We start from the raw sequence: 24,364 nt of genomic DNA, 5'->3' as shown, positions 1-24,364 counted from the left end.
TTAAGAAAGGCCCAACAAAGCAAATTTGCGTGATTTATCGCGCGCATTTCCCCCGATTTTTTCTTTTGAACCAAGCCCGCCGCCTTGCGCAGCAGACACCGTCTCCGTGCGTATTACGATCATAGTCCGGCTGCCGGCCTCTGGCCAAGCAGTTCCGGCACAGCAATTTGCCTGGCCGGCTCCGGCTGTCCCCTACTGGACCGGCTGGCGCCAGGAGGCAAGCCTGCAGCGGACCGAGCCTGCCGGACCGGCAGGATCTGTCCTGCCGCCGGGTCTCCAAACAGAAAAGCGGAGGGAACCCCCTCCGCTTTTCCCGGGCAGCTGCCGGTTTCAGAAGTCGGTGGGCGCCCCGCCCTCGGCCTTGCGGCGGGCAACGAAATCCGCCAGCTCGTCGCGGATCGCCGCATCCATCGGCGGCTCCTCGAAATCGGCGATGATTTCCTTGAACAGCTTGTGGGCACGCTCCGCGGTCCAGGTGGCGCCCGCCGCCTCCCAGGCCTCATAGTTGCGCCAGTCGCTCAGGAACGGCTGGTAAAACGCCGTCGCATAGCGGTCCTGGGTGTGCTGGATACCAAAGAAGTGGCCGTCGTTGCCGACCTCCTTGATGGCATCCAGCGCAATCTCCTCCGGCCCGGTGGCGGAAATCTGCGGCTGCATGTAGCGTTCGATCTGCTGCAGGATCTCGCAATCCATGATGAACTTCTCGGGGCTGGCGATCAGCCCGCCCTCCAGCCAGCCGGCCGCGTGGTAGACCATGTTGGTGCCCGACTGCACCGCCGCCCACAGCGAATTCGAGGTCTCCCAGACCGCCTGCCCGTCCGGCACGTTGGCGGCGCAGACGCCCGAGGACCGCATCGGCAGCCCGTAAAAGCGCGCCATCTGCCCGGTCATCTGGGTCGAGCGCATGTATTCCGGCGTGCCGAATGCCGGCGCGCCCGATTTCATGTCCACGTTCGACGTGAAGGTGCCGATCACGCAGGGCGTGCCCGGGCGCACATACTGGAACAGCGCAATCGCGCACAGGCTCTCGGCAATCGACTGCGCCACCGCGCCCGCCATGGTCACCGGCGCCATCGCGCCCGCCAGGGTAAACGGCGAGACGACGATGGCCTGCCCCCGCCGCGCCAGCCTCAGGCAGCCGTCGATCATCGGGAAATCGTGCTTCAGCGGCGAGGTGGAGTTGATGTTGGTGTACATATGCGGCTTGGCCTCGAACTCCTCATCGCTGAGGCCGCCGGCAATCCGCACCATCTCCATCACATCCTCGACCCGCTCCTTGCCCAGGGAATAGGCATGCATCGCCTTGTCGGTCAGGGTCAGCTTGTCATAGAGCACATCCAGGTGGCGGACCGAGGCATGGATGTCCACCGGCTCCACCGGGTAGCCGCCGGCAAAGTGGATGCAGTTGAAATACTGTGTCAGTTTCAAGAGGTTGCGGCATTGCTCGCGGTTGCCCGCCACCTTCTTGTTCAGCTCCATATCCCAGTAGTTCGGCGGCGAGGACACGTTGCCGAACAGGATGTGATTGCCGCCCAGCGGGATCGTCCGGTCCGGGTTGCGCGGGGTGATCGAGAATTCGCGGGGCGCCTTGCCCACCATCTCCATCACGAAATCCCGGTCCATCCTGACCAGCTCGCCCTCGACCCTGACGCCGGCCTGCTTGAAGATCTCCAGCGCCTCAGGGTTCAGGAACACCACGCCGATCTCTTCCAGGATGCGCATCGCGCCCTCGTGGATCGCCTGGATGCCTTCCTCGGTCAATGGTTCGGTGGGCCGGTCGATGTTGACCGGGATCTGCCAGGGCATCTGCTCCAGCGCCGCGCTGCCGCGCCGGGCCGCCGCGCCTGCCCTGCCCCCGCCCCGCCTCTTGCGTGCGCCTGTCTCTGCCATGCCGGTCTCCCCTAGATCCGAGTTTCGCAAATGCCGATAGCCATCCACTGTGCCAGTCCCGGCAGCCCGAACCTGTCCGTTCCCGACCATGGCTGTCGTTTTTGCACTGGAATCCGGCGGTGCGGGATATTTCTGTACACTTGTGCCCAGTATGCCGCAGCAAAAACCGGCGCACAAGGGCCGTGCGCCGGTGAAACTGCCCCTGCCCGTCTCAGGGCACGGGAATCAGCAATGGCTCAGCGGTCGATCCAGGCCGGGATATGGCCGATGTCGGGCAGCACGATATCGGCGTGCGGCGCCAGCTCCTCGCGCAGCGCCATGCCGGTCAGCACCCCGATCCGCCGCATCCCCGCAGCGGCGCCCGCTTCCAGGTCATGCAGGCTGTCGCCGACCATGGCGGTGCGCTCCGGCGCCACCCCAGCCACCCTGCAGAACGCCAGCAGCGGATCCGGGTCCGGCTTGGCGCCATGGCCGCTGTCGCAGCCCGCGACAAAGGCGAAGCGGTCCAGCACGCCCGCCCGCTGCAGCTGGCTCCTGGCGGAAATCTCGGCGTCGTTGGTCATCACCCCCAGCACCTTGCCGCGCGCAAGCAGCCCGTCGAGGAACTCCGCCAGCGGCACCGCCGGCGCCAGCTCCGCTTCGGCCGCGCTCCGGGCCAGGAACACCGCCAGCTCTTCGACTTCCATCTCCGCCACAAACGGCGCCAGCACCTCCGCCACCTCGTCGTTGGAGCCGGCAATCACCAGGCTGTCGGGGTTGAACACCTGCCGCTCCAGGTCATAGCTGATCACCTCAGCCATCGCCTCCAGAACCGCGCGGTCGCCCTTGGAAAGCGTCTCAAGCACCCGGGCCGCCCAGCCGTTCCAGGTGGCGGCGAAATCGAACAGGGTTCCGTCCTTGTCGAACAGGAAGGCATCAACGGGCATGGCGGGTCCTTCTTTCCGCGGGATTCGGGCAGGACCCTAGGCACAGGCCCCGCCGATCTCAAGTCCAGTTCACCTGCGCACCGCCCGGAAGCGACATCCGCGCCTGCAGCGGCATCTCATAGGCCAGGCCTTCGCAATCGCAGAACTGCATCACCCAATTGTCGTCCATCGTTAAGAAATCGAGCACCGACCCCAGGAACTCCGGTTCTGCCGCCCGTGCCCGCAAATCCGCCTCGCTGGCGCCGGTGGCGCCCAGAAACACCGGTAATAGCTCATCATTTCCGGCCAGCCAGGCCAGCGCTTTCAGCGCCAGGGTTTCAGCGCCATCGGCGGAAATCTGCATGTTGCCCACTTTCCTGCCGCATTGCGGCCAATTTAGTAAAAATCCGAAAGGGTTTCTTAACCAGTCTCAGCAAAACTGTAAGGCATAGGATTTGCAAGGGGCGAAAGGATACCGCGTGCAAGGCACTATCCTGGTCATCGACGGCGTCTCCACCAACCGCATCATGCTGAAGGTGCAGCTGGCGGCTGCCTACTACGATGTGGTCCAGGCCGGCGGCGTGGCCGAGGTGCTGCAGGCCGCCCGCCAGCACCGCCCCGACCTGGTGCTCACCGCCATGTCGCTGCCCGACGGTACCGCCGCCGATATCAAGCGCGAGCTGGCCGCGGATGAGGCGCTGGCCGATCTGCCGGTGATCGCGGTCTCCGACTGGGAGGGCTCCAAGGCCCGGCTGCAGGCGCTGGCCGCAGGCATCGACGATGTGCTGCAGCAGCCGGTCGACGACGTGATCCTGCAGGCCCGCATCCGCAGCCTGCTGCGCGCCCGCAGCTCCGACGAGGAGCTGAACCTGCAGCGCGACGCCTCGCACGGGTTCATCCTGCCGCTCAGCGACCGCTGCTGCGCCGAGGATCTGCGCAGCGCCTCCGTTGCCCTGGTGGCGCAGGATCCCCGCACCGCCATGGCGTGGCGCGACCACCTCTCAGCCCGCCTGCCCTACGAGCTTCGCACCCATGCGATCAGCGACATCCAGGGGCTGATGCAGGCGCCGGTGGCCGATGCCATCATCATCGAGCTGAACGAGGCTTCTGCCGGACCCGGCCTGCGGCTGCTGGCCGACCTGCGCGCCCGCGCCGCCACCCGCCAGTCGGTGGTGATCGCGGTGCCCAACCCGGCCGATCCGCATATTGCCGCCGAGGCGCTGGACCGCGGCGCCCATGACGTTCTGCAATCCGGCTTCGATGTCGAGGAGCTGGAGCTGCGCCTCACTGCCCAGCTGCAGCAGAAGGCGCGCAAGGACCGGCTGCGCGACAGCGTCCGCAACGGGTTGCGCGCCGCGGTTCTGGACCCGATGACCGGGCTCTACAACCGCCGCTATGCCAAGCCGTTCCTCGACCGGGTGGCGCACTCCGCCGCCGCCAACGGCGAGAAATTCGCCGTCATGCTGGCCGACCTCGACCACTTCAAGCGGATCAACGATGTCTATGGCCACCCGGCCGGCGACGCGGTGCTGATCGAGGCCGCCCGCCGCATGCAGCAGGTGCTGGGCCCGGCGGATCTGCTGGCCCGCGTCGGCGGCGAGGAGTTCATGGCCGTGCTGCCCGGCGCCAGCGAGGCCGCGGCCGGCATCGCCGCCGTTGCCCTGTGCAACGCGATCAACAGCACCCCGTTCGAGGTCCCCGGCGCCGCCGAGCCGGTCAAGGTCACCATCAGCATCGGCGCGGTGATGGGCGGCGGCGGCCAGGACGGCAGCACCACCGCGCTGGTCGAGAAAGCGGATCAGGCGCTCTACAACGCCAAGAACGCCGGCCGCAATCAGGTGACCCTGTCCAAGGCCTGCACCGTGGCCGCGTGACCGGCTGCGATCAGCTCCGCGCCGACCGCTGCGCTGATCGCCGTCATCACGTCGAGATCCTGCGGCCGGAAGGGCTCACGGGCTTCGATAGCTGTGAAATTCACCGTTCCCCATGGTTCATCGCCGATCATGATGGGCGCGGCGATGTAAGTCTCCAGCCGGAACATGTCATAGCAGGGGTGCCCGGAAATGTCCGAACTGCCGGCCTTGTGAAAGGCCAGCGGGCCATTCGCCACCAGGGTATGACTGCAATAAGTATCCTCCAGGTCGAACTCGGTGCCAGGATCGACTTCCGCCTCTTCCGACACGCAGTTCACGATGACATACCTGCTGCCCAGCACCTGGCTCACCAGCGCTGAAGACGTTTTGAACCATTCGTTTCCGGAAGCAAGCAGCAGGCTTATCTTTTCCTGCGGCTCCAGATCCGGGCGGCCCGCAATACCCTGCACCGCCGCCACGGTTGCAGTTTCCATTTCCTTCTCAGACAATCCGGCCCTCCCTCGCCCGCACGTCCAGGCCCCGGACCGCCGGTCTCCTGACCGGCCGCCGCTGATGCGCACGGACCGTTCTTCCGGCAGCATCTTCGAGGCAGGCGCTGATACCATCCGGCATGGCATCAGTCACGCTCGCCAGGGATGTAATTCACCAGTCCCCGCTGCAACCGGAGAGACCGCTTGCAGGCAGGGACTGAGCTTGCAGGCAGGGACCGAGGGAGAGGACGGTTCAGTCCCGCCGGTGCCCGGCCCCGTGCCAGTGCTTGCCGCGCTGCTGCATCCGCTCTTCCATACGGTCTGCAAAGGCCGCGCGCTCCTCCGGCGTCATCGCCTCCAGCTGGCGCACCCAGGCCTCCTGCACCCGGGCGTGGAAGGCGTGGCGCGCTTCCGCATGCCCGCGCAGCATCGCCAGCATCGCGCTGCCGTCGAAATTGCCGCTGCGCAGCGCCGCAATCACCGCCTCGCCCTCGGCATGGCGGCGCTTGAAATAGCTGCCGTGATCCCCGCCCGCCTGCTGCCGCAGCGCCTTGCGGGTGCCGGGGTCCAGCTCACGGAAGATCATCGCCCCGACCGACGGCGGCCGCTGCCAGTGCCGGTCTGAGCCGGAGAACCGCCAGGCCGCCCCGGCCGCGATGCCGATCACCGCCAGGTTCAGCGCCAGCGAGGCCGCCAGCAGCAGCTTCAGCCACAGCTTCATTCCGGGTTTTCCCTCCGCACTCATTGCAGGTCCTCGCTCAGCATCAGCGCCATGTCATAGCTCTCGTCGGCAAACGCGCTGCCGCTGTCCTCATAGCCGGCCAGCGCCACCGGGTCCGGCACAAAGGAGGGCGGCGCCACCCCGATCCACAGGCCCGCCGCGCTGGCCGCTGCCAGGCCGCCCATCGCGGGCCAGCCGCCGACCGCCTCGATCAGCTGCCGCCACAGCGGCTGCCGGGCTGCCCGCGCCGGCCGCGCAGCCTGAAAGCCCGCTTGCTCCCGTGCCGCGTCCGCCAGGATGGCGGCGCTCAGATGCTCCGGCACCGCGGGCCGCCCGCTGCGTGCCGCGGCAAACAGATCCTCCAGCTCCTGCAATGCTTTATCCGTGTCAGCCATCGCTATACCCCAACTCTTCGCGCCGCCCGGCCAGTGCCGCGGCCAGCGCCCGTTTGCCCCGGGCGGTCAGACTTTCCACCGCCTCGACGCTGATGTCCATGATCCCGGCGATCTCCGGGTTGGAGAGTTCCTCCAGGTGCCGCAGCACCACCGCCTGCCGCTGCCGTTCCGGCAATTGCATCAGCGCCGCCTGCAGCGCATCCTGCCGCGCCCCCTCCTGCATCTGCTCCGCCGCCGAGCGGCCCGGATCCGGCGGCTCCGGCACTGCATCCAGATCCACATGGCCGCCGCGGGCGCGCCGCTTGCGGTCGATGCACAGGTTCATCGCCACCCGGTACAGCCAGGTCGAGACCTGCGCCTCCCCCGGCCGCCACTCCGGCGCCATCTTCCACAAACGCAGCATCGCCTCCTGGGTCACGTCCTCGGCCTCGGCGCGGTTGCCCATCACCCGCATCGCAACGCCAAAGACCCGCGCCCCCAGCCGCGCGGTCAGCTCCGCCGCGGCCCGCCCGTCGCCATTGGCGTAGAGCACCAGCAAGGCATCGTCGGAGGCCTCCTCCGCCGCTGCGCTCATGGCAGCCGGACCCCCGGCAGGGGTCCGGCGCCGCGATATTTCCGCGTTATGCAGCACGCTTCAGCGATCAGTTCTGCTCCGTTCCGTCCTCATGCCAATGCCCATGGCGGTGCATGCCGCCGTGCTTCATACGGACCTCTTCGAACTCCTGCTTCGAGATCCCGCCGCTGCCATCGGCATCCATCCGGTCGAACATCCTGCCCGCGCGGCGCGGCTGCGGCAGCTCGTCCTTACTCAACGCGCCATCGCCGTCCTTGTCAAAGCGTTCCAGCATCATGGCGGCGCGCTCATTGGCATGCTCCCGCGCCCGCGCCTGCATTTCCTCCAGCGTCAGCTTGCCGTCGCCATCGGCATCCGCCTTGGCAAAATGCGCGTCCTTCATGGCCTGGATCTCGGCCTTGGTGATCTCGCCATTGCCATCCGCGTCGATTTCCTCAAAGGACATCCGAGGCCCATGATGCCCGAAGCCCTGGGCCAGGGCAGCGCCGCCTGCGGTCACAGCAGCAGCGGCAACGATCGCGGCGATGAACGTGACGTGTTTCATATCGTCTTTCCTTTGTCCTGCGGCAGCCTCTTGCTGCCCGATGCATAGGAAAAACGCGCCACCCCCGCAGATCCGTCGCAGATTTCCGAACTTTTTTGCCCGCCCCCGCACGTTGCGGCAAACCGGCGCAGAATTCGGGCTTTCCCCTTTCGCGGGCCTGCCGAAGCGCGCAAAGATATACGCAGCACACAGGATATTTTCATGACCGAGTCCCCTGCCGTTACGGCCCCCGGCGCCGAACACGACCGCCCCACCATGCCCGCCCTGGCCAAGGGCTGGCGCTGCAAATGCCCCAACTGCGGCGAGGGCAAGCTGCTGCATTCCTATCTCAAGGTGAACAGCAGCTGCAGCCACTGCGGCCTCGACCTGACCCACGCGCGCGCCGATGACGGGCCGGCTTACCTGACGATCCTGATCGTCGGCCACATCATGGCGCCGCTGATGCATGTGGTCTATTTCTCCTGGCGGCCGGAGCCCATGGTGATGTTCACCGTGTTCACGATTGGCTGCCTGGCGTCTTCCCTCTATCTTCTGCCGCGGATGAAGGGGATCGTCATCGCCTATCAATGGGCGCGGCGGATGCACGGGTTCGGCAAGGACTCCCCGGCAGCGAAAGGGCACTAAGAGCATGAGCGACACATTTCTTTGCGGCGAAACCACCACCGACAAGACCGCGATCCGCAACGCGGCCACGGTTATTGCCATGCGCGGCCGGATGACCGCTGACCCGCAGGTGCTGATGGGCCAGCGCGGCGCCCAGGCCGCCTTCATGCCGAACAAATTCGTCTTCCCGGGCGGCGCAGTGGATGTGGCGGACGCGCAGGTCCCGCTGGCCTCGCCCATCTCCCCCGTCTGCCAGGAACGCCTGGCCGACAAGGCGCCGGACGGCGTGCACCATCCCCTCAGCGTCGCCGCGGTGCGCGAGCTGTGGGAGGAAACCGGCCTGATCCTGGGCGAGCCCGGCAGCTGGACCGGCCAGGTGCCCGAAGACTGGCAGAGCTTTGCCGCCACCGGCCATGTGCCCTCCGCCCGCGCCATGCAGTTCGTGTTCCGCGCGCTGACCCCGCCGGGCCGCCCGCGCCGGTTTGATGCGCGGTTCTTCCTGGTCGATGCCGATCAGATCACCGGCGATCTGGACGATTTCTCCCGCGCCGCGGATGAGCTGTCGCATCTGCAGTGGATCCCGCTCAGCCAGGTGCGCAGCTTCGACCTGCCCTTCATCACCGAGGTGGTGCTGGCCGAGGTCACCGCCCGCGTCCGCGATGCCGAACCGCCGCAAAGCGTGCCCTATTTCCACAACAACGACGAAGCCAGCCTGTTCCTGCGCCTCAAGGGCTATCCGATGCCCGCCGACGGGTAACGTTTTCCGGCGCGGAAAACGTCCCGGAAAACACGTGTTTTCCGAGCCGGAATTATCGCATAATTCCGGCCGCCCTGCCGCAGGCGATGCCGGTCAGATCGCCAGGACCAGCACCAGGATCGACACGATCAGCAGCACCATGCCCGCCAGCTCGCGGGGTGTGACCTTCTCCTTGAAGAACAGCACCGAGGCCATCAGCGACAGCAGCAGCTCCACCTGCCCCACCGCCTTCACATAGGCGGCGTTTTGCAGCGTGAAGGCCCAGAACCAGCAGAACGAGCCGCCCATGCTGGTCAGCCCCACCCAGACCGCCACTTTGCGCGCCGCCCAGACCCGGGCGATCTCACCCTTGTCGCGCAGGCCCAGCCACGCGCCCATGAACAACGTCTGCAAGCTGACCACCGCCGCCAGCGTCACCGCCGCGCGGAACGCAGGCTCCAGCTCAGCCAGCTGCAGCGACGCGCCGCGGTAGCTGACGGCCGAGAAGGCAAACAGCACCCCCGACCCCAGCCCCAGCTGCGCCGCGCGGTTTGTCAGGTGCCGCCACCAGGCGCCCTCCGCATCCGGCGCCCGGGACAGGACCAGCACCGCCGCCAGCCCGATCAGGATCGCCACCCAGCCGCCATAGCTGACCGGATCGCCCAGCACCGCCAGCCCGACGATGGCGGTCTGGATCACTTCGGTCTTCTTGAAGGTGATCCCCACCGCAAAATTGCGCTGCTTGAACAGCGCCACCACACAGACCGTGGCCAGGATCTGCGCTGTGCCGCCGATGGCGGCATAGATCCAGAACGCAGGCGGCAGCGCCGGCAGCGGCCGCCCGGACACCGCCAGATACAGCGCCAGCCCCGCCAGGATGAACGGCGCGGAATAGAAAAACCGGGCGAAGGTGGCTCCGCCCGGCGTCAGCGTCACGCTGCTGAGGACCTTCTGCAGCATGAAGCGCACGGTCTGAAATGAGGCAGCGGCAATGGAAACGGGGATCCAGGCAAACATGCCCCCGCTTATGCGGCTTTATTCCCCCTGCTGCCAGAGCGGATGCGGCACCGGGTCCTTGGCCCGCAGCAGGTAGTTGCGGAAAATCTGCAGGTAGTTGCGGTAGATATAGCCGTCATTGGCCGCCAGGAACTCTGCCTTGCGGGCCTGGTACAACCGCGGCAGCGCATACCAGGGCACCCCCGGATGCATGTGATGCACGATATGCAGGTTGTTGTTCAGGAACAGGAAGGCCAGCGGCCCCTTGTCCTCGATCACCACGGTGCGGCCGCGGGCGGTCTCATGCGCGCGGTGTTCCAGGAAGGTGCGGATCTTCAACAGCGCCAGGCCCAGATAGGCCCCGGCAACCGCTGCCCACAGCGGCGCCGGCGCCTGCGACACCACCCAGATCACCACCGCCAGGCCAACCCCGTGCAGCGCCCAGTCACGGACAATGCCCGGCTGCCCCCGGCGCGCCAGCCGCCAGTCGCCCGCCATGAAGCAGACCTGCCCCACCAGCGGCCCCAGCACCACCCGCCCCAGCAGGGTGTTGTTCACCCGCAAGAGCGCCTTGCGCCAGCCGGGCAGCCGCGCCCAGACCGCCGGATCCTGGAAATTGCTCTCCGGATCATCATAGGGGTCGGTCAGCGCCTCATCCTCGTGATGCGCCAGATGGGTGTCGCGGAACCGGCCATAGGGGACCGCCAGGCTCAGCGGAAAGAACATCAGCGCCTCATTGAGCCAGCGGCTGCGGAACGGATGCCCGTGCAGCGCCTCATGGGTCAGCGAGGAATGCAGCGCCGCCATCACGCCCAGCGCCAGCACCGTCAGCCCCAGGCTGACACCGGGCAGCAGCCACAGCGCCGCCAGCCAGCCGCCGTAACAGGCCAGGATCAGCCCCAGGGTGCCCCATTCAACGCTGCGGGGCATATATCCGCGGCAGCTCTCAGACATGGCGCCGCCCCCAGCTGATCTGCGCCCAGACCCGCTCGTAGACCAGGTAGACGGTAAAGCCGATGCCGGTATTGATCAGCGCCATCACCCCGCCCGCCTTGACCGAGCCGGTGGCCGCAAGACCCACCAGCGTCATCGAGACCAGCCCGAGAACGTTCCAAATCACCGCCTTCACAATGGAGCGCTTGCGCGTTTCCATATCGCCTCCTGCTATTCTTGGATAAGTGCTTGTTTTCAAAGTACCGCAGCAGGAAGCTGTGCAGAATTCCGAATGCAGTTAACAAAATCCACCGAACGTGATAATTCACAACAGATGATAGAAAATATCGACAAACGGGTGCGGGCAGAGCAGTTCCGGCAAAGATTGAACCGGGCGCTGCGCGACAGCGGCCTGAGCCAAAGCGCGCTGGCCCGCGCCGTCGGGGTCGACCGCTCCACCATCTCGCAGCTGCTGACGGATGAGGGCGCGCGGCTGCCCAACGCCCACGTGGTCGGCGCCTGCGCCGGTGCGCTCGGGGTCTCCGCCGACTGGCTCCTGAGCCTCTCCGACCGCCCCGAAAGCGCCGCGGAGCTGCTGGCCTCCAGCCTCACCCTCACCGAGGCCCCCCGCGCCCTGGTCGATGAGCGGATCTTCGAATGGCATCAGGAGGCGCTCGGCTACAAGATCCGCCACGTGCCGGCCGCCCTGCCCGACATGCTGAAAACCAGGGCACTGCTGGAGTGGGAATATTCCCCCCACCTGGGCCGCACCGCCGATCAGGCCATCGGCGCGTCGGAGGACCGCCTCACCTGGATGCGCCAGTCACCGTCGGACTATGAAATCGCCATGCCGCTCTACGAGCTCGACAGCTTCGCGCATGCGGTGGGCTATTACGAGGGCCTGCCGCTGGAGATCCGGCTGGAGCAGCTCACCCAGTTCGAACGCCTCTGCGAGCAGCTCTACCCGCGCCTGCGCATCTACCTGTTTGACGCCAAGCGGCTCTATTCCTCCCCGATCACCATCTTCGGGCCGCTCCTATGCGTGTTCTACGCCGGCACCCACTACCTCGCCTTCCGCGACAAGGAGCGGATCACCACCTTCACCAGCCATTTCGACAATCTTGTGCGCGAGGCCGACATCACCGCGCGGCAATTGCCGGGGCGGCTGCGGGCATTGCGGGCCGCAATTTCCTGAACGCCCCGGCAGGGGCGCCGGAATTATGCGATAATTCCGGCTCGGAAAACACGTGTTTTCCGGGACGTTTCCCGCGCCGGGAAACGTTGCCCGTCTGCGGGCCGTGGCACACGCGGGACAGGAAAGCGCCCCGCCAGGCGCCCCCCTGTTCCCTCGCAGCCCGCTTTACACTTTCGGGTCCGGGTTCACCGTATGGCCGTCGACGGCAATCACCTGCCCCGACACCAGCCGCGCCCCGTCGGAGCCCAGGAACACCGCCATATTGGCAATGTCGCGGGCCTCGACAAAGCTGCCCATCGAGGTGCCAGCGGCATAACCCGCATAGACCTCGTCCCGGGTCATGCCCTTGGCCGCCGCCTCGCGCTCCAGCACCCCTTCCATCCGCGGCCCTTCCACCGCACCGGGACAGATCGCATTGGCGCGGATGCCAAAGGGGCCCAGCTCCATCGCCAGCGTCTTCATCAGCCCGATCACCGCCCACTTCGCCGAAGCATAAGGCGCCCGGTTCGGATAGCCGTACTGCCCCGCCGTCGAAGACGTCACGATGATCGAGCCGCTCTTGGCCGCCTTCATCACCGGCGCCGCGTATTTCGCGGCCAGAAAGCAGCCTTCCAGGTTGACGCTCACGCATTTGCGCCAATCCTCCAGCGCAATGTCCTCGATCAGCGCGGTCGGCCCGGCGATGCCCGCATTGGCACACAGCACATCCAGCCCGCCCCAGACCCCGGCGATCTCCGCAAACAGCGCCTTGACCCCGGCCTCGTCGGTGGCATCCACCGCCGTGGTGCGCCAGCCCTCCGGCACATCCGCCAGCGCCACGGCGCTGACATCCGTGACCCAGACCTGATGGCCGGCGGCGGCAAAGCCCTCGGCCATCGCCCGCCCGATGCCGGAGCCGCCGGCGGTGATCAGAACCCGGCTCATCGCGGTGCTCCAATTGCACGGCCCAGCCCTTCCGGTGCCGGCAGCGCCGCATGGGCCTCGGCCAGCTTGACCAGATTGGCCTCGATATGCGGCGCAGGCGGCGCCGAGCGGCGGGTCTTCAGGTCCACATGCAGCAGCATATGCTCGCCGGTCGCCAGCAGCCGGCCGCCCGAATACATCTCGTGCCACAGGTGCATCTTCTTGCCCGCACCCATGATCACCCGGGTCCGCACCTGGATCGGATCGCCCGCATTCACCTCGTCGATGTGGCGGATATGGGTCTCGGCGGTGAAATAGCTGCCGCCATTGGCGATATAGTCCGCGTCGCAGCCGATGATCATCATCAGCCGGTCAGTGGATTGCGCAAAGGCATCCAGATACCGGCTCTCGGTCATGTGGCCGTTGTAGTCGGTCCAATCGAGCGGCACCACGCGGCTCTGGGTCAGCACCGGCTGGCTCAGATCCTCCAGGTCATCCACCGATCGCACCAGCCCGGCTTCTCCCTCGCGGCCCTTGTCATGGGCATTCTGCAGTGCACCCGCGCCCCAGTCGTTGTTGCCCAGCGCCCGCATCATGCCGACCAGGTTGTCGTCGCGGATCCGCTCCATCTCGCGGATATCCAGATGACCCGACTGCGCGTCCGACTGGCCTGCAATCAGGTCGACCAGCGCGTCGGTGAATTCCGGCACATCCATCAGCTTGGTCCAGGGCCAGGACAGGCAAGGCCCGAACTGCGCCATGAAGTGGCGCATCCCCGCCTCGCCGCCCGCCACCCGGTAGGTGTCGAACAGCCCCATCTGCGCCCAGCGGATGCCAAAGCCGTAGCGGATCGCGTTATCGATCTCCTCGGTGGTGGCGATGCCGTCCTTAACCAGCCACAGCGCCTCGCGCCAGACTGCCTCCAGGAAACGGTCGGCCACATGGGCGTCGATTTCCTTCTTGAGGTGCAGCGGGTACATGCCGATGGCACTGATGATCTCCCTGGCCCGGTCGATGACACCGGCCGGGTTGGCCTCCGTGGTGACCAGCTCCACCAGCGGCAGCAGGTAGACCGGGTTGAACGGATGCGTCACCACGATCTGCCCCGGGTTCTCCCGCCCGTCCTGCAGCTGCGACGGCTTGAAGCCGGAGGTGGAGGAGCCGATCACCGCATCCGGCGCACAATAGGCCTGCAGCTCGGCATAGACCTTCTGCTTCAGGTCCAGGCGCTCCGGCACGCTTTCCTGCACCCATTCGGCGCCGTCCACGGCCTCCGCAATGGTCTCATGGAACGACAGCTGCCCTTCTGCAGGCAGCGCCACATTGCCAAGGCCCGGCAAGGAGCGGCGCGCATTGCCCAGCACCTCGCCGATCTTGCGTTCCGCGTCCGGGTCCGGGTCGAACACCCGCACGTTCCAGCCATTCAGGAGGAACCGCGCGGCCCAGCCGCCGCCGATAACCCCGCCGCCGATGATTGCTGCTGTTTTCATGATCTGTCCTTTCGGAAATTCTACTGGCTCGTGCGCAGCACGGGCCGCGCCCGGCCCTCCCCACGGGAGGGCGCTTGCACGCCCACCCAGGGCCGGCCGCGGCCCTATGTTACGCTACCCGGTGCACAGGGGGTGCACAGGGGGTGTACAGGGGGTGCACGCATCGCACCCCCGCCTTTCCGCTTACTTCGCCGCCGGAGCGCGCTTGGTCAGCCCCAGCTTCTCGCGCACTTCCTGCGGCCCGATCACCCGTGCACCCATGTTCGACACGATGGTGCCGGCGCGCTCGACCAGCTGCCAGTTCTCGGCCAGCACGCCCTTGTCGAGCCACAGGTTGTCCTCCAGCCCGACCCGCACATTGCCGCCCGCCAGCACCGCCGCCGAGGCATAGGCCATCTGGTTGCGCCCCAGCGAGAAGGCCGAGAAGGTCCAGTCATCCGGCACGTTGTTGACCATCGCCATGAAGGTGTTGAGGTCATCCGGCGCGCCCCACGGCACCCCCATGCACAGCTGCACCAGCGCCGGACTGTCCAGAATTCCCTCTTTTACCAGTTGCTTGGCAAACCACAGGTGGCCGGTGTCGAACGCCTCGATCTCCGGTTTCACGCCCAGATCGGTCATCATCTGCCCCATCGCCCGCAGCGCGCCGGGGGTGTTGGTCATCACGTAATCGGCCTCGGCAAAGTTCATGGTGCCGCAGTCCAGGGTGCAGATTTCCGGCAGGCATTCGGCAATATGCGCAACCCGCTCTGTGGCGCCAATCATATCGGTGCCGGCCTCATTTACCGGAAACGGGCTCTCAACCCCGCCAAAGACGATATCGCCGCCCATGCCCGCGGTCAGGTTCAGCACCACATCGACATCGGCATCGCGGATCCGGTCGGTCACCTCGCGGTAGAGATCCAGCCGGCGCGACGGCACCCCGGTCTCCGGATCGCGCACATGGCAGTGCACGATGGCCGCCCCGGCCTTGGCCGCGGCGATGGCGCTGTCGGCGATCTGCTTGGGCGAACGCGGCACATGCGGGCTGCGGTCCTGGGTGCCGCCAGAGCCGGTCACGGCACAGGTGATGAAGACGTCCCGGTTCATTTCCAGTGGCATTTTGCTTTTCCCTTCGATGTACAGGGTTTTGCCTCAGGTTATCCCCAGGCTCCTCCCCAGATTCTGATTTGCGCTGACAGCGACTCTGCCGCAGCCTTTTGCGGCACAGTTTACACCAGGCGAATCGAAGTTGATGAAATCCGCAAAAAACATTCTGCAGCCCGAGAACCGGCCGCTGAAAACCGCGCTGCTGGTCCTGGATGAATGCAACACGCTGTCCTTTGCGGCCGCCGTGGACCCGATGCGCGCCGCCAACCGGCTGGCGGGCCGCGCGGCCTTCGACTGGGATTACGTCAGCGCCACGGCGGAACCGCCGATGCTGACCAGCGGCCTCACCGTGCCCAGCATTCCCTTGGCCAGGCTTGAGGGCTGCGAGCTGCTGATCGTTGTGGCCGGCTTCCAGCTCGCGCGCCACGCCACCCCCAGCCTGCTGGCAGGCCTGCGCCGCATTGCCGCCACCGGCGCCACGATTGCGGGCATCGACGGCGGACCCTGGCTGATGGCCGAGGCCGGGCTGCTGGACGGACACCCCGCCACCACCCACTGGGAAGACCTGGAGAACTTCGCCGCCCGCTTCCCGGAGGTGGACGCCCGCAACGACCGCTTCACGGTTTCTGAGTCCCGCCTGACCTCCGGCGGCGCCACTCCTGCGATCGAGATGATGCTGCATATCATCGGCGCCCGCCACGGGGCGGGTTTTGCGGCCCGGGTGGCCGGGCTGTTCCTCTACGACGGCCCCGCCGCCGCGCCGCGCCCGCAAAGCCGGCTGGGCGGCCACAAGCACAATGCGCTGACCGCCAAGGCCAACGCGCTGATGGAGGCGGCGCTGGACGAGCCGCTGCCGCTCAGCGCCATTGCCGAGACGCTGGGCACCAGCCCGCGCAGCCTGCAGCAGCAGTTCCGCCTGCGCCTGAACACGACGCCGCAGGACCACTACCTGCAGCTGCGCCTGGCCGAGGCCCGCCGCCTGGTCACCGACACCAACATGCCGCTGATGGAGGTGGCGATGGCCACCGGCTTCACCTCGCAATCGAGCTTCGCCCGCGCCTTCCGCACCGCCCACGGCACCTCCGCCCGCGACCTGCGCCAGGAACAGGCGCGCCCCACCGCGCATTGACCCCGGCGGGATCCCATTCATCTGGCTGAAAATATCCCGGGGGTGAATTGCGCCTCAAGCGCAAGAGGGGGCAGCGCCCCCTCCTCCGCTCGCGTCAATAGGGCATCGGGTGCATCCGGTGGGCGGCGTTGATCTCGTCCAGCACCTCCTGGCTCAGTTCCACCTCCACCGACTTCAGCAGATGCTCCAGCTGCGGCAGATGCGTCGCACCAAAAATCGCCGAGGCCATGAACGGCCGCGTCCGGCACCAGGCCAGCGCCATATGCACCGGATCCAGCCCGTGCCGCTTGGCGATCTCCAGATAGGCCGCCACCGCATCATAGACCCGCGGCGAGTGGCGCCCGCCCAGCTCAGGATTGATCGACTTGCGCGACCCCTCCGGCACCGCCCCGTCCTGATACTTGCCGGTCAGAAGCCCGGTGCCCAGCGGTGAGAACGCCATCAGGCCCACATCCTCGTTCACGCTCAGTTCCGCCAGGTCGGTGTCAAACATCCGGCAGACCAGCGAGTATTCGTTCTGGATCGAGGCCACCCGCGGCCAGCCGCGCTCTTCCGCGATCCGCAGCCACTGCGCGGTGCCCCAGGCGCTTTCGTTCGACAGGCCAAAGGCGCGGATCGTGCCGCGCTCCACCTCGCGCTGCAGCGCCTCCAGGCAGTCCTCCATATTGGCCAGCACCTCCTCGCGGTTCTGGCCCGAGGGGTCATAGCTCCAGTTCTGCCGGAACATGTAGCTGCCCCGGTTCGGCCAGTGGAACTGGTAGAGGTCGATATAGTCTGTTTGCAGCCGCTTCAGCGACGCCTCGATGGTGGGCGCAATGGTCTTCGACGAAATCGGCGCCCCGTCCCGCACATGCCGCATCCCCTCGCCCGAGTGCTTGGTCGCCAGGATGTAATCGCCGCGCCGCCCGGTGCTGGCGTTCCAGTTGCCGATGATGCGTTCGCTGTTGCCGATTGTCTCTGCACTGACCGGGTTCACCGGGTACATCTCGGCGGTGTCGACAAAGTTCACGCCTGCGGCCAGCGCCATGCCGATCTGCGCATGGGCTTCCGCCTCCGGCGTCTGGGTGCCAAAGGTCATCGTGCCCAGGCAGAGTTCGGAGACCTCGATGCCGGTGCGGCCCAACGGGTTCATTTTCATATCACTTGCCCCCTGCTGCGGATTTGCCTGCGACCCTAACCAGCAGGACAGCAAGTGCAAGCCGCTGCGTCCTGCCGGCGGACCGGCATTAACCATTCAAAAACAACCTGAGAATGATTCGCCTCAAATGTGATACACTCAAATTTGCCGCAAATTGCAAAACAAGAGGTGGCTTATGACGATTACAGTGTTTGAAAACGGCGGTGGTCCCGCCATTGAAGCAGAGGCGCCGCTGCCGCGGTTGTCGCCCGCAGAAGCACGCAGGGTCCATGCCCGCGGCGGCGCTGTCTTTGTTGACCTGCGCATGACGTGGGAAATGAAAAGAACGGGTCTCATTCCCGGGGCTTTTCCCTGCCCCCATGGGCTCATGGATCTGTGGATCGATCCCGATAGCCCCATCAGCGGCTCCGCCCCTGCCAATAGGAAGGTTTTTGTTTTCTGCTGCGGCAATGGCTTGCACGCCTCTCAGGCAGCCCAAAGCGCAAAGCATATGGGGTTGCGGCAGGTTTTCTTTCTGGAGGGCGGGATGGATGCCTGGCTCGCCGGCGGCGGTGGCATTACAGCGTTTGACGAGCAGCAGATGCATTGAGCAGCCCCCGGCGGCTTGCACCCGGGCGCAAAACTCTGCAGCCTGTCTCCTGTAAGACAACGGGAGAACGCGGAATGCCGCAGACCATCACCAAGGGAGTCAAGGCGCTGCTGGCCGAGGCAAACAGCCTTGTGGACACCATGAGCGTGGAGGACGCCAAGCAGAAGGTGCTCGACGAGAATTACGTCTTCATCGACCTGCGCGACATCCGCGAACTGCAGCGCAGCGGCATGATCCCCGGCGCGTTTTCCTGCCCCCGCGGGATGCTGGAGTTCTGGATCGACCCGGACAGCCCCTATCACAAGCCGGTGTTCAACCAGGACAAGACCTATGTGTTCTATTGCGCCAGCGCCTGGCGCTCGGCACTGAGTGCCAAGGCAGCGATGGAGATGGGGCTGAAACCGGTGGTGCATCTGGAGGGCGGCTTCACCGAATGGGCCAAACAAGGCGGTCCGGTGGTGCCGCGCGAAGGCTGAGCTGCGCAAGGAGTTGCAGAATGCAGCCCGCCGCGCCTTTCCCCCGGCGGCCCGGCGCCCCGCCGTTCACCGCTGCCGTTCTGCACTGCGGCCCGGGCGCCGCCGACGGGGGAGCCCCGGTGGCGCAAGAGCTGGCCGCGCGCGGCTATGACGTGCTGGAACCCTGGCCGTCCGGGGCCTCCGTGGGCGGCCAAATCTCCGAATTGCGGCTCCAGCTGGAGGCGGCCTGCGCAGGCCCCGCGGTTCTGATCAGCTTTTCCTGAGGTGCCTGGCTGGCCTGTCTGCTGGCGGCTCCGGCATGGAGACGGCAACAGGGCTGGCCCGCGCGGTGCAGCTGCGGGACAAGGCGGAGGGGGTATTTGCTGCTGCCGGATCTGCGGCCTCCGCGCCCCTCCTTTGACCGCAGGATTTTCGAAAGCGTCCGGGCCGAGGCTGCGGCGCTGCGCCGCTCCGGCGCGCTGTTGCGGGACGCGGCCAGGATCCGCTGCCCGGTGATCGCGCTTCACGGCGATCACGACCCGCACCCGGCTGACAGCGTTGAACAGCCCCTGCCGGAGGTGCTGCCGGATTTCCGCTTCAGCCTGCTGCAGCGCTGCGCGCCCCAAACCCTGGATCGAGACCCATGCAAGGACTGAGTTCTTCCAGACGCAGGAAGACGCGCTCGCCCCGGCCTGACAGGGTCTGAACCGGCCTGCCGCAAGCGCTGCCGCGCCGCGCATCGCGCGGCGCCCGGCCCAACCGGAACAGCGCCTCCCGCGGAGGCGCGGGTCCGGGCGGGAGAGCCTCTGTCCCGCGGATCCGCCAATTGAGAACAAATAGCGAACATGCTACATTTCCCCCATGCCGACTCACCTGCTCAACCGCCGCCGCCACAGCCCCCGCCCGGCACTGCCCCTGATGGAGGGGATTGCCCTGGAACACGGCCGCACGCATGAGGCCTGCGGCCCCGCCCGCCACCGCTTTGCGCTCTGGCTCGCCGCCGCCGCCACGGGACCGGTGCTGTGGCTGTCCCCGCCGCGGGGCGGCCGCCAGCTGAACCCGGACGGGCTGGCCGCCTGCGCCAGCCCCGCCCGTTTCCTGTTCGTGCAGGCCGCCCGGACAGAGGATCAGCTCTGGGCCATGGAGGAAGCCCTGCGCAGCGGCGCGGCGGCGCTGGTGGTGGCCGAACTGTCCGAGCCGCCCGCCATGACCCCGGTGCGGCGGCTGCACCTGGCGGCGGAGGCCGGCGGGCGCTTCGGCCCGGCGCCGCTGGGCCTGCTGCTGACGCCCGGCCAGGGCGGCGCCCAGGGCATCGAAAGCCGCTGGCACCTGGCCCCCGCCCACCACCGCGCGGCCCATAACCGCTTGGCCTGTGATGACAGCGCAGGCAGCCAAAGCTGCTGGAGCCTGCAGCGCCTGCGCGCCCGCACCCTGCCGCCCTGCAGCTGGCTGGTCCTCCAGGCCGCCGCCGGCGGTGCGCTGCGGGCTGTTCCGGCGTCCCCGGCAGCCACGGATCCTGCCCTGACCGCCCAAGGCCTGCCCCAAGCTCTGCCCCACGGCCAGGCCGATGAGCAGACCAGTGCCCTCCCGCACCCGCAGGCGGCCCTGGCTGCGCCAGCACCGCCTTAGCGGCTTTGGGCCCGGCACCGGGCACAGCCCGGTGCCGGGCCCAACAGGCAATGGCTTTTGCCAAAAAGCCGGCGCCTGGCGGGAGCCCGCCGCAGCTTTGCGAAAGGGCCAAGACCTTCACGGATGCACGCGGGAAAGTGAGCCCCCGCCTTCGGAAAACCCGGATAAGCTCAGACGGCAGCCCGCAAAACGGATTGGGAAAGCCGCATGCAAACAGCCCGGAGACCGCCTGCCCGGATACAGCGCCGCCGCCTGCTGGCCACCCTCAGCGCCGTGCTGCTGGCGCCGCAGGCGCTCATGGCAGCACCGCTGCCGTACCGCCTGATCCCGGAGGCCACCGACGTCCGCTTCATCTTCCTGCTCAACGGCCAGCCCCAGCAGGGCCGGATGCCGGTCCACGCGGCCCGCATCCGCATCGACCCGCAGAACCTGGCCCGCAGCCAGGCCGACATCACCCTCGACGCGCGGCGCGCCCGGACCGGGCTGATCTTTGCCACCGAAGCGCTGAAAAGCCCGGGCATTCTGGACACCGCCCGGTTCCCGGAGATCCGCTTCCGCTCCACCCGGATCCGCCTCGGGCCCGGCGGGCGGCTGTCCGGCGGCGCGCAGATCACCGGCGATCTCACCCTGCGCGGCACCACCCGGCCGATCACCCTGCAGGCCGCGCTCTACCGCCGCCCCGGCACCGCGCCGGACGACCTGCGGGAACTGGACGTGCATCTTTCCGGCCATCTCAGCCGCGCGGCCTTTGGCGCCACCGGATACGCCAATCTGGTCGCCGACCGGGTGAGCCTCGCGGTCAGGGCCCGCATCCGGCAGGCCCGCTGACCCCGCTGCCGGGGTGCCGAAAAGCACCGGCGCGCAAAAATACGACACGGGTTTGGCGGAAACCGGCTGGCAATGCCGCCTCAGCCTGTCATGGTCGGGCCGTTATGCGCCTGATCATCTCATTTGCCGCCCTGTTCCTTTCCGTCATCCTGCTGCAGCTGTCGACCGGAGGCGTCGGCCCGCTCGATGCCATCTCCGGCCTGACGCTGAATTTCAGCAAGGAGCAGATCGGTCTGCTCGGCTCAGCCCATTTCTTCGGCTTCTTCATCGGCTGCTGGTGGGCGCCGCGGCTGATGGGCAATGTCGGCCACGCCCGCGCCTTTGCAGTCTGCACCGCGCTGGGCGCCATGGGGCTGCTGGGGCATACGCTGACCAACAACCCCTATGCCTGGGCGGCGATGCGGATCGCCTCCGGCCTCTGCGTGGCAGGCTGTTACACGGTGATCGAAGCCTGGCTCAACGCCAAGGTCACCAACGAGAACCGCGGCCGGGCCATGGGCACCTACCGGATTGCCGATATGAGCGCCTCGCTGGCGGCGCAGCTGATCATCGCGGTGCTGCCGCCCGCGGCCTATGTCTCCTACAACCTGCTGGCGCTGCTGTGCTGCGCGGCGCTGCTGCCGCTGACCCTGACCAAGGCCAACCAGCCGGAAACCCCCGACGCCCCCCGCCTGCGCCCCAAACTGGCCTGGCGCTGCTCGCCGCTGGGCGTGGCGGGCGTGATCGTCGCCGCGCTCAGTTCCGCCTCCTTCCGCATGGTCGGCCCGGTCTACGGCCAGGAAGTCGGCCTCGCCATCGATCAGATCGCCTTCTTCCTCGCCTCCTTCGTGCTGGGCGGGGCGCTGGCGCAGTACCCGATGGGCTGGCTGGCCGACAAATACGACCGCCGCTGGGTGCTGATCTGGCTGTCGGGGGCCGCCATCCTCAGCTGCGCCATCACCATGGCAGCCAGCGGCAGCGGCACAATCGGCGTGATGCTGGCCGCGGGGTTCTTCGGCTTCACCACCTTCCCGATCTTCTCGGTCTCAGCCGCGCACGCCAATGACTTTGCTACCTCCGCCGAGCGGGTCGAGCTGTCGGCGGCGCTGATGTTCTGGTATGCGCTTGGCGCCATCGCCTCGCCCTATGTCTCCTCGTCGCTGATCGATGCCTACGGTCCGCCCGCGCTGTTTGCCTATGTCGCCGGCGGCCATGTGCTGCTGATCGTGTTCGGCCTCAGCCGGATGAAAGTCCGGGCGACCCCGGAAGAGCGCACCAGCTACGTCTATGCGCCGCGCACCTCTTTCACCATCGGCCGCCTGCTGAAACGGACGCGCGAACGGCGGTAAAACAGGTCAGCACCTCTGTCCAAATGTTTCGCGCGCGAAACATTCCGGCAGCATTTCTGACCGTTTAAAGATTTGTTTACGCATGAAAAAAGGGGACGGAAAACGCCGCCCCCTTTTTTAGCTTTTGGGATACCCGCAATCAGCTCTGCGCGGCTGCGGTTTCTTCCTCGCCGGCCTCTTCCACCGCGGCGCCGTTCAGCCGCGGCGCGCCGATGGCTTCGGCCGCTTGCGGCTCCACGGCCTCCGGCTCCACGCCCAGCGCCTGGCTGGCGACGCCGCTGACGCCGTTTTCCATCGACAGCCCCAGCTCCTCGCCCAGTTTCTTCAGCGCGGGCATCTGCACCGCCATGCCCATGATCGAATCCAGCGCCTGGTTCACCACCGGCTTGTCCGCGCCAGCCCCGGCCCCCGCCGCGCTGTAGGGCGCACCGGCGCCGATGCCGCTCACCTGGTGGATCTTGATCGAGTCGATCTTCTCGGCCGGCTTCACCATCTCGGTGATGATTGCAGGCATCGCCTCGATCCGGGCCATGTCGATCTTCATCCGGATCAGTTCGCCCGACAGCGCATTCTCCGCCTCGACAATTGCGCGCTTGCCCTCGGCTTCGGCCAGCATGTCGTTCTTCTTGGCCTCGGCGCGGATGTTCAGCGCGTCCGCCTCGGCCTGCGCCTCCTCACGCCGCGCTTCGGCGCGGTCGGCGGCGGCTTCCTTCTCGGCCTGGGCGGCCAGACGGATGCCGGTCGCCTGGCGCTCCGCCTCGCGGGTGGCCTCGATCAGCGTGATCTGCTTCTGACGCTCGGCCTCGGCCACTTCGCGGGCGGTTGCCACCGCTTCGGTCGCCTTGGTCGCCTCAGCCCGTGCCAGGTCGGCAGAGGCACGCGCCCGGCTCTCTTCCTCGGACTTCTGCGCGATGATGATCTGGCGCTCCTGCTCGGCCACTTCCAGCTCGCGCTCCTTGGCGATTTCTGCCTCGCGGACCGCGCGCTCCTTGGCGATCTCGGCATCGCGGATCTTGGCCTCGCGGGTGATCTCGGCCGAGCGGATGGCTTCCTCCCGGGCAATCCGCGCCCGTTCGGTTTCACGCATCGAGTCCTCGCGCCGCTGGGCGACCTCGGCCTCCTGCGCGGCCTTCATAGTCTCGATCTGCTTGGCCTGCTCGATCTTGGCCTGCTCCTCGTCCTGCTCGATGGCCAGACGCTGGCGTTCCGCCTCCATTGCAGCCCGGCGCACGGCCACTTCGGCCTCGGCGTCGATCTGCGCGCGTTCTTTCTTGGAGACCGCAATCACCTCGGCCAGCTTGCGCATACCGACGGCGTTAAAGGCGTTGTTTTCGTCCAGCGCCTCAAACGGGGTCTGGTCCAGCGCGGTCAGCGAGACGGATTCCAGCGACAGGCCGTTTTTCAGCAGGTCCTCGGACACCGCATTCTGCACCTCCTGGACAAAATCGGCACGGTTTTCGTGCAGCCCGTCCATGGTCATCTGCGCGGCCACCGCCCGCAAACCGTCAATCAGCTTGCCTTCGATCATCTCGCGCAGCTGCTCGACGTCAAAGGTCCGGTCGCCCAGGGTCTGCGCGGCGCGGGCGATGCCCTCGGCGGTCGCCATGACCGAGACATAGAACTCGACGCCCACGTCCACCCGCATCCGGTCCTGGGTGATCAGCGCCGCGTCGCCGTCGCGCTTCACCTCAAGGCGCAGGGTCTTCATGTTGACCGGGCTTACCTCATGCAGCAGCGGCACGATGATCGTGCCCCCGTCCATGATCACCTTCTTGCCGCCCGCCCCGGTCTTGACCAGGCTGATTTCGCGGGTGGCCCGCCGGTAAAGCCGGCCCAGAACCAGGCCAAAGACCAGAAGAAAAACAAGAGCGCTCACCACGACAATGAGCATGAATTGAAATTCCATGCGGAATACCTCCTTGGAGAAAAAAGTCAGAGTTTATTGGTTTC

Annotated in this window: 28 protein-coding genes; 12 read left to right on the top strand and 16 right to left on the bottom strand. The window is 67.0% G+C overall.

What is annotated here, in order from left to right; translation table 11 throughout:
• Nucleotides 1–330 precede the first annotated feature (330 nt).
• From ACFMBG_RS09615 to ACFMBG_RS09605, 3 genes are all read right to left on the bottom strand, one after another.
• Nucleotides 331–1,890, bottom strand: a complete 1,560-nt coding sequence (locus ACFMBG_RS09615; protein WP_421054481.1) for a trimethylamine methyltransferase family protein — start codon at nucleotides 1,888–1,890, stop codon at nucleotides 331–333.
• Nucleotides 1,891–2,126: 236 nt separating this feature from the next.
• Nucleotides 2,127–2,816: an HAD family hydrolase gene (locus ACFMBG_RS09610; RefSeq protein WP_421054480.1), complete on the bottom strand. Its 690-nt coding sequence runs from the start codon at nucleotides 2,814–2,816 to the stop codon at nucleotides 2,127–2,129.
• Nucleotides 2,817–2,874: 58 nt separating this feature from the next.
• Complete coding sequence (locus tag ACFMBG_RS09605) at nucleotides 2,875–3,159, bottom strand: DUF3572 domain-containing protein (RefSeq protein WP_421054479.1); 285 nt, start codon at nucleotides 3,157–3,159, stop codon at nucleotides 2,875–2,877.
• Between the two features lie 115 nt (nucleotides 3,160–3,274).
• On the opposite strand from ACFMBG_RS09605, the gene ACFMBG_RS09600 reads away from it, so the two are divergent.
• On the top strand, nucleotides 3,275–4,669 hold the full coding sequence (locus tag ACFMBG_RS09600; protein ID WP_421054478.1) for a diguanylate cyclase domain-containing protein: 1,395 nt from the start codon (nucleotides 3,275–3,277) through the stop codon (nucleotides 4,667–4,669).
• Here ACFMBG_RS09600 and ACFMBG_RS09595 read toward each other — a convergent pair.
• From ACFMBG_RS09595 to ACFMBG_RS09575, 5 genes are all read right to left on the bottom strand, one after another.
• Nucleotides 4,630–5,157, bottom strand: coding sequence for a GAF domain-containing protein (locus ACFMBG_RS09595; protein ID WP_421054477.1), 528 nt, complete (start codon nucleotides 5,155–5,157; stop codon nucleotides 4,630–4,632). The two genes, ACFMBG_RS09600 and ACFMBG_RS09595, sit on opposite strands and share 40 nt — an antisense overlap.
• Before the next feature lie 235 nt (nucleotides 5,158–5,392).
• Nucleotides 5,393–5,860 carry a periplasmic heavy metal sensor gene (locus ACFMBG_RS09590; RefSeq protein WP_421054476.1) on the bottom strand — a complete coding sequence of 156 codons (468 nt, stop codon included), beginning with the start codon at nucleotides 5,858–5,860 and terminating at the stop codon, nucleotides 5,393–5,395.
• Nucleotides 5,861–5,880: 20 nt separating this feature from the next.
• A complete protein-coding gene (locus ACFMBG_RS09585; protein WP_421054475.1) occupies nucleotides 5,881–6,255 on the bottom strand; it encodes a hypothetical protein in 375 nt (124 codons plus the stop codon).
• The gene (locus ACFMBG_RS09580; protein ID WP_421054474.1) at nucleotides 6,248–6,829 is read right to left on the bottom strand and encodes an RNA polymerase sigma factor; all 582 of its coding nucleotides are present in this window, start codon (nucleotides 6,827–6,829) and stop codon (nucleotides 6,248–6,250) included. Before ACFMBG_RS09580 ends, ACFMBG_RS09585 begins: the two co-directional genes overlap by 8 nt.
• A gap of 67 nt (nucleotides 6,830–6,896) precedes the next feature.
• On the bottom strand, nucleotides 6,897–7,373 hold the full coding sequence (locus ACFMBG_RS09575; RefSeq protein WP_421054473.1) for an EF-hand domain-containing protein: 477 nt from the start codon (nucleotides 7,371–7,373) through the stop codon (nucleotides 6,897–6,899).
• A gap of 201 nt (nucleotides 7,374–7,574) precedes the next feature.
• Between ACFMBG_RS09575 and ACFMBG_RS09570 the strand changes: the two genes are divergently transcribed.
• Entirely contained in the window at nucleotides 7,575–7,997 is a 423-nt protein-coding gene (locus tag ACFMBG_RS09570) for a DUF983 domain-containing protein (RefSeq protein ID WP_421054472.1), read from the top strand.
• Between the two features lie 4 nt (nucleotides 7,998–8,001).
• Nucleotides 8,002–8,733, top strand: coding sequence for an NUDIX hydrolase (locus ACFMBG_RS09565; protein ID WP_421054471.1), 732 nt, complete (start codon nucleotides 8,002–8,004; stop codon nucleotides 8,731–8,733).
• A 93-nt stretch (nucleotides 8,734–8,826) separates the two neighbouring features.
• Here ACFMBG_RS09565 and ACFMBG_RS09560 read toward each other — a convergent pair whose 3' ends face one another.
• Genes ACFMBG_RS09560 through ACFMBG_RS09550 form a run of 3 tightly spaced genes read right to left on the bottom strand, consistent with a single transcriptional unit; the run spans nucleotide 8,827 to nucleotide 10,861 of the window.
• On the bottom strand, nucleotides 8,827–9,729 hold the full coding sequence (locus tag ACFMBG_RS09560; protein ID WP_421054470.1) for an EamA family transporter: 903 nt from the start codon (nucleotides 9,727–9,729) through the stop codon (nucleotides 8,827–8,829).
• Between the two features lie 18 nt (nucleotides 9,730–9,747).
• Nucleotides 9,748–10,638: a fatty acid desaturase gene (locus ACFMBG_RS09555; RefSeq protein WP_421054469.1), complete on the bottom strand. Its 891-nt coding sequence runs from the start codon at nucleotides 10,636–10,638 to the stop codon at nucleotides 9,748–9,750.
• Between the two features lie 16 nt (nucleotides 10,639–10,654).
• Complete coding sequence (locus ACFMBG_RS09550; protein ID WP_027236867.1) at nucleotides 10,655–10,861, bottom strand: DUF2061 domain-containing protein; 207 nt, start codon at nucleotides 10,859–10,861, stop codon at nucleotides 10,655–10,657.
• A gap of 114 nt (nucleotides 10,862–10,975) precedes the next feature.
• On the opposite strand from ACFMBG_RS09550, the gene ACFMBG_RS09545 reads away from it, so the two are divergent.
• A complete protein-coding gene (locus ACFMBG_RS09545; protein WP_421054468.1) occupies nucleotides 10,976–11,836 on the top strand; it encodes a helix-turn-helix domain-containing protein in 861 nt (286 codons plus the stop codon).
• Between the two features lie 165 nt (nucleotides 11,837–12,001).
• On the opposite strand, the gene ACFMBG_RS09540 is transcribed toward ACFMBG_RS09545, so the two are convergent.
• The 3 genes from ACFMBG_RS09540 to bcoG form a co-directional block, all read right to left on the bottom strand.
• Complete coding sequence (locus ACFMBG_RS09540; RefSeq protein ID WP_421054467.1) at nucleotides 12,002–12,760, bottom strand: SDR family oxidoreductase; 759 nt, start codon at nucleotides 12,758–12,760, stop codon at nucleotides 12,002–12,004.
• Entirely contained in the window at nucleotides 12,757–14,232 is a 1,476-nt protein-coding gene (locus tag ACFMBG_RS09535) for a carnitine 3-dehydrogenase (RefSeq protein WP_421054518.1), read from the bottom strand. The genes ACFMBG_RS09540 and ACFMBG_RS09535 overlap by 4 nt, the downstream gene beginning before the upstream one ends.
• Before the next feature lie 180 nt (nucleotides 14,233–14,412).
• Entirely contained in the window at nucleotides 14,413–15,330 is a 918-nt protein-coding gene (gene bcoG / locus ACFMBG_RS09530) for a 3-dehydrocarnitine:acetyl-CoA trimethylamine transferase BcoG (protein ID WP_421054466.1), read from the bottom strand.
• A gap of 133 nt (nucleotides 15,331–15,463) precedes the next feature.
• Between bcoG and ACFMBG_RS09525 the strand changes: the two genes are divergently transcribed.
• Nucleotides 15,464–16,447 (top strand): GlxA family transcriptional regulator, encoded by a 984-nt coding sequence (locus tag ACFMBG_RS09525; RefSeq protein ID WP_421054465.1) that lies wholly within the window; start codon nucleotides 15,464–15,466, stop codon nucleotides 16,445–16,447.
• Nucleotides 16,448–16,541: 94 nt separating this feature from the next.
• Here ACFMBG_RS09525 and ACFMBG_RS09520 read toward each other — a convergent pair whose 3' ends face one another.
• Nucleotides 16,542–17,585 (bottom strand): aldo/keto reductase, encoded by a 1,044-nt coding sequence (locus ACFMBG_RS09520; protein ID WP_421054464.1) that lies wholly within the window; start codon nucleotides 17,583–17,585, stop codon nucleotides 16,542–16,544.
• Between the two features lie 175 nt (nucleotides 17,586–17,760).
• On the opposite strand from ACFMBG_RS09520, the gene ACFMBG_RS09515 reads away from it, so the two are divergent.
• From ACFMBG_RS09515 to ACFMBG_RS09485, 7 genes are all read left to right on the top strand, one after another.
• Nucleotides 17,761–18,174 carry a rhodanese-like domain-containing protein gene (locus ACFMBG_RS09515; RefSeq protein WP_421054463.1) on the top strand — a complete coding sequence of 138 codons (414 nt, stop codon included), beginning with the start codon at nucleotides 17,761–17,763 and terminating at the stop codon, nucleotides 18,172–18,174.
• 74 nt (nucleotides 18,175–18,248) lie between these two features.
• Nucleotides 18,249–18,650, top strand: a complete 402-nt coding sequence (locus tag ACFMBG_RS09510; RefSeq protein ID WP_421054462.1) for a rhodanese-like domain-containing protein — start codon at nucleotides 18,249–18,251, stop codon at nucleotides 18,648–18,650.
• A 20-nt stretch (nucleotides 18,651–18,670) separates the two neighbouring features.
• Nucleotides 18,671–18,913 carry a hypothetical protein gene (locus ACFMBG_RS09505; RefSeq protein WP_421054461.1) on the top strand — a complete coding sequence of 81 codons (243 nt, stop codon included), beginning with the start codon at nucleotides 18,671–18,673 and terminating at the stop codon, nucleotides 18,911–18,913.
• A 96-nt stretch (nucleotides 18,914–19,009) separates the two neighbouring features.
• Entirely contained in the window at nucleotides 19,010–19,285 is a 276-nt protein-coding gene (locus tag ACFMBG_RS09500; protein WP_421054460.1) for a hypothetical protein, read from the top strand.
• A 205-nt stretch (nucleotides 19,286–19,490) separates the two neighbouring features.
• Nucleotides 19,491–20,258, top strand: coding sequence for an ImuA family protein (locus ACFMBG_RS09495; RefSeq protein ID WP_421054459.1), 768 nt, complete (start codon nucleotides 19,491–19,493; stop codon nucleotides 20,256–20,258).
• Between the two features lie 207 nt (nucleotides 20,259–20,465).
• Nucleotides 20,466–21,086 (top strand): YceI family protein, encoded by a 621-nt coding sequence (locus ACFMBG_RS09490; protein ID WP_421054458.1) that lies wholly within the window; start codon nucleotides 20,466–20,468, stop codon nucleotides 21,084–21,086.
• A gap of 104 nt (nucleotides 21,087–21,190) precedes the next feature.
• Entirely contained in the window at nucleotides 21,191–22,414 is a 1,224-nt protein-coding gene (locus tag ACFMBG_RS09485) for an MFS transporter (RefSeq protein ID WP_421054457.1), read from the top strand.
• 139 nt (nucleotides 22,415–22,553) lie between these two features.
• Here the strand turns inward: ACFMBG_RS09485 and ACFMBG_RS09480 are convergent, their stop codons facing one another.
• Nucleotides 22,554–24,320 carry a flotillin family protein gene (locus tag ACFMBG_RS09480; protein WP_421054456.1) on the bottom strand — a complete coding sequence of 589 codons (1,767 nt, stop codon included), beginning with the start codon at nucleotides 24,318–24,320 and terminating at the stop codon, nucleotides 22,554–22,556.
• Nucleotides 24,321–24,364: the final 44 nt, after the last annotated feature.

The sequence above is a fragment of the Leisingera coralii genome, from assembly GCF_049056525.1.
GTDB lineage: Bacteria > Pseudomonadota > Alphaproteobacteria > Rhodobacterales > Rhodobacteraceae > Leisingera > Leisingera coralii.
Note: the sequence above shows the minus strand (reverse complement) of the source record. Positions and strands in the feature narration are given on the sequence as shown.